The organism is Lacrimispora algidixylanolytica (assembly GCF_003609635.1).
Lineage (GTDB): Bacteria > Bacillota > Clostridia > Lachnospirales > Lachnospiraceae > Lacrimispora > Lacrimispora algidixylanolytica.
In genome coordinates this window covers 52,066-64,450 of the sequence record NZ_MCIA01000009.1, presented here as the reverse complement: position 1 = coordinate 64,450, position 12,385 = coordinate 52,066, and the positions used below count along the sequence as shown (strand labels likewise).

At 41.6% G+C, this 12,385-nt stretch carries 9 protein-coding genes; 6 read left to right on the top strand and 3 right to left on the bottom strand.

Going from position 1 to position 12,385, the window contains the following annotated elements; translation table 11 throughout:
- Positions 1 to 112 precede the first annotated feature (112 nt).
- The 6 genes from BET01_RS07640 (at position 113) to brnQ (ending at position 7,592) form a co-directional block, all read left to right on the top strand.
- Positions 113 to 904 (top strand): hypothetical protein, encoded by a 792-nt coding sequence (locus tag BET01_RS07640; RefSeq protein ID WP_120196212.1) that lies wholly within the window; start codon positions 113 to 115, stop codon positions 902 to 904.
- Positions 905 to 1,100: 196 nt separating this feature from the next.
- The gene (gene murC / locus BET01_RS07635; RefSeq protein ID WP_120196211.1) at positions 1,101 to 2,480 is read left to right on the top strand and encodes a UDP-N-acetylmuramate--L-alanine ligase; all 1,380 of its coding nucleotides are present in this window, start codon (positions 1,101 to 1,103) and stop codon (positions 2,478 to 2,480) included.
- 262 nt (positions 2,481 to 2,742) lie between these two features.
- A complete protein-coding gene (locus tag BET01_RS07630) occupies positions 2,743 to 3,777 on the top strand; it encodes a DnaD domain protein (RefSeq protein ID WP_120196210.1) in 1,035 nt (344 codons plus the stop codon).
- Between the two features lie 36 nt (positions 3,778 to 3,813).
- Positions 3,814 to 4,815 carry an ATP-binding protein gene (locus tag BET01_RS07625; protein ID WP_120196209.1) on the top strand — a complete coding sequence of 334 codons (1,002 nt, stop codon included), beginning with the start codon at positions 3,814 to 3,816 and terminating at the stop codon, positions 4,813 to 4,815.
- 279 nt (positions 4,816 to 5,094) lie between these two features.
- Positions 5,095 to 6,273, top strand: a complete 1,179-nt coding sequence (locus tag BET01_RS07620) for a ribose-phosphate pyrophosphokinase (RefSeq protein ID WP_120196208.1) — start codon at positions 5,095 to 5,097, stop codon at positions 6,271 to 6,273.
- Positions 6,274 to 6,284: 11 nt separating this feature from the next.
- Complete coding sequence (brnQ, locus tag BET01_RS07615) at positions 6,285 to 7,592, top strand: branched-chain amino acid transport system II carrier protein (RefSeq protein WP_120196207.1); 1,308 nt, start codon at positions 6,285 to 6,287, stop codon at positions 7,590 to 7,592.
- A 172-nt stretch (positions 7,593 to 7,764) separates the two neighbouring features.
- On the opposite strand, the gene BET01_RS07610 is transcribed toward brnQ, so the two are convergent.
- The 3 genes from BET01_RS07610 to asnS form a co-directional block, all read right to left on the bottom strand.
- Positions 7,765 to 9,627 carry an ATP-binding protein gene (locus BET01_RS07610; RefSeq protein ID WP_120196206.1) on the bottom strand — a complete coding sequence of 621 codons (1,863 nt, stop codon included), beginning with the start codon at positions 9,625 to 9,627 and terminating at the stop codon, positions 7,765 to 7,767.
- A gap of 4 nt (positions 9,628 to 9,631) precedes the next feature.
- A complete protein-coding gene (locus tag BET01_RS07605; protein ID WP_120196205.1) occupies positions 9,632 to 10,702 on the bottom strand; it encodes a metallophosphoesterase family protein in 1,071 nt (356 codons plus the stop codon).
- Between the two features lie 78 nt (positions 10,703 to 10,780).
- Complete coding sequence (gene asnS, locus BET01_RS07600; protein ID WP_120196204.1) at positions 10,781 to 12,172, bottom strand: asparagine--tRNA ligase; 1,392 nt, start codon at positions 12,170 to 12,172, stop codon at positions 10,781 to 10,783.
- Positions 12,173 to 12,385 lie beyond the last annotated feature (213 nt).

Genomic DNA, 12,385 nt, shown 5'->3' with positions numbered 1-12,385 from the left:
TGCAAAAAGTTACAATATGTAATAAAATATTGTTTGACGAGTATAAATGTAACTGGATTGTAACCGCAGTTGTATATAATAATTATAATCTATAAGGACGACGGTGAATGAGATGGCAATTGGTAGAATGAGTTTGATAAACGAGGCAGACCGGTATCTTACAATAGCAGTGGATTCCTACGATAACTGGGAAATTAAGGGAGTGATATTTCAAGGAGAAAGCTCTCATGGAACAATGTTTGGTGGATTTACAGAAATGATTATGAACATGGATCATTTGTTTGATTCCGTTGGAGCTCCCAAGCAGACATTTCAAATGCGGTGCCTGTCAGGATCAGATCCTATGGATTTTAAAATGCAGAGAATGAAAAGAGCCGACAGAATGGGTAAGTTAAAGACCATTCGTATTTGTCTTCGCTTCCGATACCATGCAAGTTGGCAGGGAACCATGATCTGGGATGATGGAAACAGAACTGCTTCCTTTGACAGTGAACTTCAGTTTATCATGATCACCAATGCTATTTTACAGGAAGATGTTTGTGAAGGAGATAAGGCGATTGCAAACATTTTAGATCCAGAGTTTTTTGAAAACTGGTCCCTTTCCCTGAGTGGAGATTATATGGACATCAGTATGACGGAAGGAGCAGATATCCTGTCTGGAATTGATTACGGCAGACTGATTTCCAGTGAAGCTTCTGAGGAATTTATAAGGACAGGACAAAAAGCTTCTTTCTCCGTTAAAGTAATGTTTCGGGAGCACAATACCTGGCAGGGTATGATATACTGGCGGGAAGGTAAAGTGCAGCAGACCTTCCGAAGTTTTAAAGAAATGCTTTATATGATATCTTCTGTAGTGAAGCTGACTTTGGCAGAGGGTGAGCCTATGGCAGCAGGCAAGTCCTGAGAATACGTGTCATAAATAGCACTTTACAGGTCATAGAATCTGTAAGGTGCATTTTTTTGATTCAGATTCTATTGTAGATTTTCTCATTGGTTTCTTATATAATAGAAGAGAAAGCAGTTGACTTTCCATAAGAAAAGCAGTAAAAGTAATTGAACGTAGAATGATATACCGAATATAAATTAAGGATGGAAAAAGCATGTATCAGATTGATTTTAATAAACCGGAAGCAATACATTTTATTGGTATTGGCGGAATTAGCATGAGTGGGCTTGCAGAGATACTCATTGAGGAAGGCTTTACAGTTACTGGCTCCGATTCCAATGAGTCAGACCTTACCCGTCACTTAGAGGCAAAGGGAGCAAAGGTAGCTTACGGACAGAGAGCAGAGAATATTACCGATGAAATTAATGTAGTAGTATATACAGCAGCCGTTCACCCGGATAATCCGGAATTTATAAGTGCAACAGAAAAAAAGCTTCACATATTAACCAGAGCAGAACTTCTGGGACAGATGATGAAGAATTACGAGAACGCTATCGCTGTCTCTGGTACCCATGGTAAGACAACAACAACTTCTATGATTACAGAGATCCTCTTATCTGCGGATACGGACCCAACGATCTCCGTGGGTGGAATCTTAAATTCCATCAGCGGAAATATCCGTGTAGGAGGACCAGATTTATTTGTAACAGAAGCGTGTGAATATACCAACAGCTTCTTATCCTTTTATCCTACAACAGAAGTAATCTTAAATATAGAAGCAGATCACCTGGACTTTTTTAAGGATCTAAAAGAAATACGCCAATCGTTCCGACTATTTGCTGAGAAGCTTCCGGAGAATGGTTTATTAGTGATAAACAAAGATATTGAACACATGGAAGATATTATAGAAGGTCTTCCTTGTAAGGTAATTACCTTTGGTAAGGACCAGGAAAGCAGATATCAGGCAGAAAACATCAGTTATGACGAGCTGGCAAGAGCTTCCTATGATCTTTTGGTGGACGGGGAAGTCATTGATACGGTAACTCTGGGCGTTTCAGGAGAACATAATGTGTATAATTCTCTGGCAGCGGCAGCAGTTTGTTTTGAGTTAGGTATTTCTTTAGAAATGATTCAAAAAGGATTGAAACGATTTACGGGTACCAATCGTCGTTTTGAAAAGAAAGGGGAGGTATCTGGTGTAACCATTATAGATGACTACGCCCACCATCCTCAGGAAATAAGAGCAACTTTAGAGACGGCAAAACATTATCCACATAAGAAACTCTGGGTTGTATTCCAGCCCCATACTTATACCCGGACCAGGGCATTTTTAGATGAATTTGCAGAATCCCTATCATTGGCTGATGAGGTGATCCTGGCAGATATCTACGCTGCCCGTGAAACCGATAATTTGGGAATTAGCTCCAAAGATATTGCGGTGAGAATCGAGAAAAAGGGAGTAAAAGTACACTACATCCCTTCCTTTGAGGAAATTGAAACATTTATTTTGGGAAATTGTATACACGGTGACTTGTTGATAACTATGGGAGCCGGAGACATTGTAAAAGTGGGAGAAAACCTACTGGGAGTATAGTTATCCACATTGTCCACATAGTTTTCAACATTTTATGTTAAGAAACTATGTGGATTCTTTGATTTACATAATATAAAGTCTTACAATTTACAAAATCTCGGTTTTATCAACAAATCGACGGGATGAGAAACGAAATCCCATATTATGTATACTAGATTTCCACATTATCCACAGTTTCCACAATTCATTTGGTGGATAACTGCCCCTATTTTCTTTTCTAAGGACCTGTGGTATGATATGAGCATGATAAAAAGGTGAGGTTATGGCGGTGAATGTAAAGAGCAGTTTAAAGATCAGGGCTACGGTGATATCAAACGATTTCATTGATGAATACATGTCCATGGCCAATGGAGAGTACATAAAGGAATATTTATTTCTAATGCGTCATGATGGAGAAGAGATAACCATTTCTATGATTGCAGATGCACTCAACCATACGGAGGCAGATGTGGCCCGCGCCCTGGCTTATTGGAAGAAGGCTGGTGTACTTTCAGAGGAGATTCCAGTCAAGGCTGAACCATCTAAGGCTGTCTCTGAGACTGCCTGTTCTGGAACTGCTACTGAAGTCAAGACAAAGACTCAGCCCCTTGCAAAAAGAACCGCCTATTCCCCTGAAAAGATAAGTGGTCTTGCAGGAGATGAGGATTTTTCCCAGCTTCTTTATATTGCCCAGAAATATATGAATAAAGTATTCACCCAAAGAGAATGTGAGGTATTTGCATATCTTTATGATGGTCTTCATATGCCATCAGAACTGCTTGAATACGTGGTAGAATATTGTGTCCAGGGAGGACATACAAGCATCCGCTACATTGAGACCGTAGCAATCAGCTGGCACGAAAAGGGAATGAAAACCGTTGAGGAGGCAAAAAACAGCGCCACCACTTATTCAAAGGATTCCTATGCAGTTATGAGAGCATTTGGTCTAAATGACAGAAACCCAGGAGATTCGGAACGAGAGTTTATGGATCGGTGGTTTAGCACCTATGGGTTTAATCGTGAGATCGTGATGGAAGCATGTAATCGTACCTTGGCCGCCACCCATTCCCCTAGCTTTCCCTATGCGGATAAGATTTTAGACGGCTGGAAAAAGGCAGGAGTTCGTACGATGGAAGAGATTAAGCGGCTGGACGAGCAGTATGCAGAGCGGCTTAAGAGCGGAGATTATAAGAACGGAAAGAAATCATCAACAGGTACACAGGCAAAACCAAGGACCGGACAGAATCAGTTTCAGAACTTTCCTCAAAGAGAGATTGATTACGATGCGCTGATTCTTGATCAATTGAAGCAGCAGTAGTTTTTGTAACAGGTAGCAAAAGGAATGGAGGTTATTATGGCACTGAGCAATTCACAGTACGACGCCGTCATGAGGGCTTACGGGCAGCAGCAGTTTAAGAACCGTCATGAACAGGAAGAACGGATTGCAAACGTATATCAAAAGATTACGGTAATCAGAGAGCTTGACCAGTCCATCAGTACCAGGGCGGTGGCCTGTGCTAGGAGGCTTCTTGAAGGAGATAAGGGAGCACTAAAAGAGCTTCGCGATGAGATTGCAGACTTAAGAGAGCAAAAAAGTGTGCTCTTAAGATCGGCAGGATTTCCAACAGATTATATGGAGATGCAGTATCGTTGCAAGGACTGTAAGGATACCGGGTATGCAAACGGCGCGAAATGCCACTGCTTCCGCCAGGCGGAGATGAAATATCTTTATGCACAGTCTAACATCGAACAGATTGTGGCAATTGAAAACTTCAATACCTTCTCTACCGGTTATTTTGATGATACCAAGATCCTTCCTCATTTAAACAGAACCGTAAGGCAGTATATGGCCCAGGTTGTGGAAACCTGTAAAAACTTTGCCCTTACATTTTCCACAGAACCAGGAAATCTTTTGTTTACAGGCCCTACGGGCGTCGGTAAAACCTTTCTTACCAACTGTATTGCAAAGGAGCTGATTGATCAGTTTTTTTCAGTGATCTATCTGTCTGCTAATGATCTTTTTGAGGTGTTTTCCAAAAATCGGTTTGATTATAACGATGAAGACGATATGAGAGGCATGTACCAGTATATCTTAGACTGCGACCTACTTATCATAGATGATTTGGGAACGGAGCTTAATAACAGCTTTACTTCATCAGAGCTATTTTACTGCATCAACGAGCGGCTGAATTCTTCAAAGTCCACCATTATATCCACGAACCACCCGATCAATGAGCTAAGAGATCGCTATACAGAACGTGTGACATCAAGGCTGATCAGTCGATATACGGTGATTCCTCTCTATGGAGACGATATCAGGATTAAGAAAAAGTCAGGATCCGTCAGCCAGCGTTAGGAAATATCCATACGTGAAGTTGACATAAATAAAGATAATTAAAAAGCATGCGGCCTTTCTGGGTCGTGTGCTTTTATCGGGTAGCTGCTAGGGATACTTATAGAAATAGTGAGGTTTACTATATTTTGCCAGAGATGGATATGATGGGAATAAATCAGGCAAAATAAAGTTTGTTACTTGAAAAATATAGGGAATCCTATTGATTGTCTTGACTAAAGCGGCACATAATGTTATAAAAGAACCGTTGCATTGTATTAAGATACGTTGGAGGAGAAAAGAATGCTTTACGAAGAGAAAATTATAGAGACCATTCCGGTTGGTCCTCTTGGCTTAATTCCGTTAAAGAGCTGCAAGGAGCTGGGAGATAAGGTAAATGATTATTTGATAAGCTGGAGAAAAGAACGTGAGAGTGAGCACAAATCTACCATCGCTTTCTCAGGCTATCAGAGAGAAACGTATCTAATCGGAGCCAGCACTCCAAGATTTGGTACTGGTGAGGCAAAAGGAACTCTGCATGAATCCGTACGTGGAGATGACCTTTATTTCATGGTAGACGTTTGCAATTACAGCCATACGTATTCTTTATGCGGTATGACCAATCACATGTCTCCTGATGACCATTTTCAGGATTTAAAGCGCGTGATTGCCGCTTCAGCAGGAAAAGCTCGCCGTATCAATGTGATCATGCCTTTCTTATATGAAAGCAGACAGCATAAAAGATCCGGCAGAGAATCTCTTGACTGCGCACTTGCATTAAAAGAATTAGTGAGCATGGGAGTAGAGAATATCATTACGTTTGATGCCCACGATCCAAGAGTCCAAAATGCCATTCCATTACAAGGATTTGAAACGGTTCAGCCTATTTATCAGTTCATTAAGCATCTGCTTAAGAATGAGAAAGAGTTAAATATTGACAGTGAACACATGATGGTTATTAGCCCGGATGAAGGCGGTATGGGTCGTGCTGTTTATTTTGCCAACGTTTTAGGTCTTGATATGGGTATGTTCTACAAACGCCGTGATTACACTCAGATCATCAATGGACGCAACCCGATCGTTGCCCATGAATTCTTAGGAAGCAGTGTAGAGGGCAAGGATGTTATTATCGTAGATGATATGATTTCTTCTGGAGAAAGCATGCTTGACGTTGCAAAAGAATTAAAGAGAAGAAAAGCAAGAAAGGTATTCGTATGCGCTACCTTTGGTCTTTTCACAAATGGCCTTGCAAAGTTTGATGAGTATTATGAAAATGGTTTTATTGACCGTATTCTTACCACCAATCTTGTATACCAGACACCGGACCTTCTTTCAAGACCTTACTATATTGATGTAGATATGAGTAAATACATTGCTCTGATCATAGATAACTTAAACCATGATGCATCCTTAAGCGACCTTTTAAATCCAACCACTAGAATTAACCGAGTGTTGGAACGCTACCGTGCAGGCGATAGGTAATTGGGATACAGATGGATAAATTATCAACTCAAAAACGAATATTGATTGGTCTTACACTTTTCTCCATGTTTTTTGGGGCGGGAAATCTTATTTTTCCGCCTTTTTTGGGCTCACTGGCAGGTACAAACACATGGACAGCAATGATTGGTTTTGCCGTAACCGCAATTGGATTTCCAGTTTTGGGCGTAGTATCCGTTGCAAGAGCAGGCGGATTTTATTACCTGGCAGAGCGGGTTCACCCTAGGTTTGCTTATATTTTTACCTTGTTAAATTATCTATCCATAGGGCCATGTCTTGCCATACCAAGGACGGCCAGCACATCTTTTGAGATGGCTGTGGTTCCCTTTATGGGGGACGGTAACCCATTGGTAGCACAGCTTCTTTATTCCGCTGCATTCTTCGTAGTAGCCTTTGTGGTGGCCTTAAATCCGGACCAGCTTACGAATCGTCTGGGAAAGATTCTGACTCCTGTACTTTTGGTTCTTATCGTGGTGATATTTGCTGGTTGTCTGATTAAGCCTCCTGGCCTATATGGAGCGCCGGTAAAGGAATATGCATCGGCCCCCTTTGTAAAAGGCTTTTTAGACGGCTATCTCACCATGGATACCATTGCGGCACTGAATTTTGGAATCGTGATTTCCCTTAACATTAAGGCTATGGGAATGAAAAAGGACGCTGTGGTGGTAAAAGAGACCATTCATGCAGGATTTGTGGCAGGAGGGATTTTACTCCTTGTATACGGCGCTCTGGCTCACGTAGGATCCACAACAGGCGGTGCCTTTGGCTCTGCATCAAATGGAGCTCAGACGTTAAATCAGGCCGTAAGCTTTCTATATGGGAAGGTAGGTCTTGTAATGTTGGCAGTCGTATTTTTTATTGCCTGTTTAAATACCTGTATTGGTTTAATTAGTTGCTGTAGCAAATATTTCTGTACCATAATTCCTGGTATTGGATATCGGACTTGGGCGTTCATATTTGCTCTCTCAAGCTTCGTTATCTCAAATATAGGATTGACAAAGATTCTGGAAATATCAGTTCCCGTATTAAATACCATCTATCCAGTCGCCATCGTACTTATTTTGCTTTCCTTTGCCTTTCAAGATGGAGAGCGTTGGCGGATGGTATACGTCAGTTCCATAGGCATTACAGGCGTAGTCAGTGTTCTTTTGTCTCTGGAGCAGGCAGGAGCTAAGATTCTTCATCAACTGCTATTAAAACTTCCTCTCTATGCCATTGGACTCGGCTGGATCGTTCCAGCGCTAGTTGGTGTTTTCTTTGGCATGTTTCTTGCCACAGGCAGGGAAAGTAGGGAAGTATAAAAGCATAAAAGCATAATAGCAAAGTTGCGTAAGAATAAAAAAGTATAAGAACAAAAAAGTATAAGAACAAAAAAGACTGTGATACGCATCTTATCTCGTATCACAGTCTTTTTATGTATCTTTTTATATCTCTTCTTAATGTATCTTCTAATATCTCTTCTTATATTTTTTCTTAAATCTCAATCAGATGATAAGGAATTAAGTTTGCTGTCAAGAGCTGAGCCTCTCTCTGATGACAGGTAAATATAATAATCTGGTCGGAATAGGCATTAATCAGCCATTTTAAAGCGGTGCGTAGACGATCGTCATCGTAGAGTACAAAGCTGTCGTCAAAGATCATAGGCATACGCTCTTCCCCCTCCTGGATCAAAGTGGCTGCGGCAAGGCGAAGGGCCAGATAAACCTGGTCCATAGTACCGCTGCTGACCTGCTCCAGTGGCACCAGTTTGGTTTTTGTATTGAGGAAGACATTTAGGTTCTCATCCACACTCATACTGGTATAGATGCCTCCTGTGATTCCTTTAATTAGGTCTGATGCTGCTCGGTTTAAATAAAGTCCGAAGGAATCCCGGATAGAGGAAGATAAGTTTGTCATGGTCTCAAGAGCTAAGTCAATGGCAGAAACTTCTTCCCGGATTCTATCATTTTCCTCTAATATGTGTTTCAGACCTTCAGCCTGGGTTTTACAGCTTGAAAGGTGTTCCAGCTTTCGTTCCAGTTCCCACTGGCTTTTTTGCTGTTTTTCAATGGTGCTCCCACAGTTTTCTTGTTTTTGCTGAAGTTCCGTAAGCTCCGTTTGCTTTTGAATGACAGCGGCTTCTGATTTGATAACAGCAGAACAAAGGCGGGTAAACTCTGCCATTCTTGACTGAAATGCTCGCATTGCCTCCGTAGAGATATCTCCACTTCCAAGATGTCTGGAAAGGATCTCCTGTAATACCTTTGCGCTCATCTCCATGTCCTTCTGGCTCTGCTTTAGTTTCAGAAAGAGAAGAAGGCCGATAAGGTAAAAGATAATGGCAGCGCCCATAAATATGCTCATAAGAAACAGCAGGTCCAAACCGTAATTAGCAGTGAAGTAATTGGATTCACCCAGATAGTAAAGGCCTCCCACTCCGCATAACAGTGCTGTGGCAAGGATGAGGGAAAGGACAGAAAAGACCTTTCTTGGCTTTTTACTGGAGACTTCCTTGGCGTTTGTGTAATCATCAAAGTTGTCCTGAGCCTTTTGGGTATAGGTGTTGATGGAATCCTGGTCTGTGAACTGATTGCTGCTTAAAACCTGTTTTCCTCTGGCTACTTTTTTAATCAGCTCTTCTTTTTCTTTTTGATGTTCTTCCAAAGAAGTTTTTACATCTTCACGAAGTTTCTGAAATTCATTAATCTGGTTTTCAAATTCCGGTGATGAAATTTCTTTTTCCGTATTGCGAATCTCGCTTAGTAAAGAGGTATAAGTGCGGGCGGCCTCAGGAACCATCTGGGATTCCAGCTCTTTTTTCTGAGACTTTAAAAATGTGGTAGCTTTGGTGACGTTTAATGCAAGGCTTCCTGTGTTGTTTAGATTGGCTATGTAGTTTTTAAGTTCAGAAACCATGCCTTCATCGGTGGCACTCTTTAACTGGCTTATACTTACAGTATTAATATAAGTTGTTTCACTCAGTCCACTTAAAAGATCGTCTAGAAACGCTTTAGTCGGTTCAATTTCACGGCCAGCCGTTTCATCCACAATCTTGAATTCTTTTTTGTTCTTCTGGAAAGTTCTCTCTATTCGGTAGATATGTTCCTTGTGCTCCAGCCGAATCTGACCTTCATAAGTACCGCTGTTTTCCCAGGGCTCGAACTTGGTGTAGAGATCGTTCCTAGAAGCTCTTCCCCTTTGACGTTCGATTCCAAAAAGCATGCCGCGGATAAAAGTATGTATGGTTGATTTACCTGCTTCGTTCTTTCCATAGACGATGTTAAGCCCATTACTGAAAGTCAGATTCCTGCCATGGAATTTTCCAAAGCCATTGATATAAATATCTAGTATTCTCATGGGATCAGCTCCTTTCATCCGTGGTGCGAAGCAGTGCGTTGATGCCGTAATAGAGGGCCTTTTTCTCCATAGGGCTCATCTCAGGTTTTTGAAGAGCCTGAATATAAAAGCCGATCATATCACTGGAATGTTCAGCAAAGAGAGCGGAAAAATCATATTGTGGTTCGGATTCGTCTATGATCTCCATGATCTTAAACCGGGTGGAAAGCATATTCAAATCAAAGGAGATATCAGGATCCCTCATTCCCCGTATGCGAAAGCGAAAGATGTTTTCGGTTCCACGGCTTTGAATCTCCTGAGTGATCTTCATAGCAAGCTCCGTATTGGTGGTGGCAGCAGTGACATTAACAGCCAGAGATACGTATTGGAGTTTTGCGATGGGAATAAACTTTAAGGAAGAAACCATGCGAGTTACTTCGTTAATTTCACCCATAATCAAGCCGTGAGGCCCGGACTCTGTCTTATCAAGAGGCTCTAGGGAACCAGAAAAGGCCATACGGTTTTCTAAAAGAACTTCTGGTCTGTGAATGTGTCCCATGGCAATGTAGGAAAAGTCAAGGTTTGACATGGCTCCCTTGTCAAATGGGATGTGGTTGGCATCTCCTCCATGTCCCAAAAGCACATGGATTCGTCCGTTGTTTGGCACCTTTAAGTGATCCAGACGGTTCTCTGGGATTTCCACTGAGTGGTAACTAAATCCGTAGACCTCTGTATTGATCTCTTTGAAATAAACGCTTTCCAGCTCTTCCCCCAGAAGATACGTTACATTAGGTGACCAGGTAAAGCTTAAGATAGCTGAATTTTTGCGGATTCTGTCATGATTTCCTGCGATAATGACTACGTGCACGGAAGGTATGGTGGAAAAGAGGTAATTGACCTCTTTTAAATCCCTGGCAAGGGGCTGTCTATGGAATAAATCTCCAGAAATGAAAAGGCAATCGGCTTCTAAGACTTTTGCCTGATTCACTGCCTTTGCAAATGTGTCCTTAATATCTTGGCACCGTTCCTTGCTCCAGGGCTTGTCGCTGTCAGGGCTCATACCCCAGTGAACATCTGCAATATGTATAAATTTCATTCTCGTTACCTCGCTGGTCCTATTTTAAAAGATACCACAAATTCCCTGCCTCTTTGGTAGGGAATCTGTGGTACAGGATTAAAGTTCGCAGTTGTTAACGGTTCTTGGGAACGGAACCACGTCACGGATATTGGACATTCCGGTTAAATACATTACGCAGCGCTCAAAGCCTAAACCAAAGCCAGCATGGCGTGCGGAGCCGTATTTTCTTAAATCAAGATAGAAGTCATAATCCTCTTTGTTCAGTTCAAGCTCGTCCATACGTGCTACCAGTTTGTCGTAGTTATCCTCTCTCTGGCTTCCTCCGATGATTTCACCAATTCCAGGAACCAGACAGTCTACGGCTGCTACGGTTTTGTTGTCCGGGTTAAGCTTCATATAAAATGCCTTGATTTCCTTTGGATAATCTGTAACGAATACAGGTTTTTTATAAAGCTGCTCGGTGAGATAGCGCTCATGCTCGGTCTGCAGATCGCATCCCCAGAACACTTTATAATCAAACTCATCGTTATGCTTCGTAAGAAGCTCTACAGCCTCTGTATAAGTAACATGGGCAAAGTCAGAGTTTAATACATGGTTTAAACGATTTAAAAGATCCTTGTCCACGAACTGGTTAAAGAAATTCATCTCTTCTGGTGCGTGCTCAAGTACATAACGAATTACATACTTTAGCATGGATTCTGCCAGTGCCATATTGTCATTTAAATCTGCAAACGCCATCTCAGGCTCAATCATCCAAAACTCAGCCGCATGTCTTGTGGTGTTAGAATTCTCTGCACGGAAGGTAGGGCCAAAGGTATAGATGTTGCGGAATGCCATAGCATAGGACTCACCATTTAACTGACCGCTTACGGTTAAGTTGGTAGGCTTGCCAAAGAAATCCTGGGAAAAATCAATCGTTCCTTCTTCTGTCTTTGGAATGTTGTTTAAATCCATAGTAGTTACCTGGAACATCTCACCGGCGCCTTCGCAGTCGCTTCCTGTGATAAGTGGAGTATGAACGTAAACAAAATCTCTCTCCTGGAAAAACTGGTGAATGGCATAAGCGATCAGGGAACGTACCCGAAATACGGCCTGGAAGGTGTTGGTTCTAGGACGGAGATGGGAAATAGTTCTTAAATACTCAAAGGTATGACGCTTCTTTTGAAGTGGATAATCGGAAGAAGAAGTTCCTTCTACCGTTACTTCAGTCGCCTGTATCTCAAAGGGCTGTTTGGCATCTGGGGTAGGAACTAGGGTTCCAGTCACGATTACGGCAGCGCCAACGTTTAACTTGCTGATTTCAGAAAAGTTCTCCATGGTATCGTGATAAACGACCTGAAGCGTCTCAAAGTAAGATCCGTCGTTTAATACGATGAATCCAAATGATTTGGAGTCTCGCAGACTTCTTACCCAGCCTCCGATAGTAACCTGGGAATTAAGAAGTGTATCCTGCTTTTTATATATCTCTCTTACCGTAATTAAATCCATAATAGATTCTCCTTTTATATGTTCGCATACTTAATTAAGATTATACTGTATTTTGAGTTTCTATTCAAGGGGGGCTGACAGTAAAAACACCAGATAGAGCTAAAAATGTCAAAAATTTGTAAAAAGCACGAAAAATGTCGGAAAATGCACAAAAAACTATGTGATAAATACAAATATTTGTTCACTATTGATTGAAAGTATGGTATAATATGG

Bases quoted from the DNA above. Each gene is read 5' to 3' on its own strand.
- BET01_RS07640 (WP_120196212.1), top strand. From the start codon at position 113: ATGGCAATTGGTAGAATGAGTTTGATAAACGAGGCAGACCGGTATCTT.
- murC (WP_120196211.1), top strand. From the start codon at position 1,101: ATGTATCAGATTGATTTTAATAAACCGGAAGCAATACATTTTATTGGT.
- BET01_RS07630 (WP_120196210.1), top strand. From the start codon at position 2,743: ATGGCGGTGAATGTAAAGAGCAGTTTAAAGATCAGGGCTACGGTGATA.
- BET01_RS07625 (WP_120196209.1), top strand. From the start codon at position 3,814: ATGGCACTGAGCAATTCACAGTACGACGCCGTCATGAGGGCTTACGGG.
- BET01_RS07620 (WP_120196208.1), top strand. From the start codon at position 5,095: ATGCTTTACGAAGAGAAAATTATAGAGACCATTCCGGTTGGTCCTCTT.
- brnQ (WP_120196207.1), top strand. From the start codon at position 6,285: ATGGATAAATTATCAACTCAAAAACGAATATTGATTGGTCTTACACTT.
- BET01_RS07610 (WP_120196206.1), bottom strand. From the start codon at position 9,627: ATGAGAATACTAGATATTTATATCAATGGCTTTGGAAAATTCCATGGC.
- BET01_RS07605 (WP_120196205.1), bottom strand. From the start codon at position 10,702: ATGAAATTTATACATATTGCAGATGTTCACTGGGGTATGAGCCCTGAC.
- asnS (WP_120196204.1), bottom strand. From the start codon at position 12,172: ATGGATTTAATTACGGTAAGAGAGATATATAAAAAGCAGGATACACTT.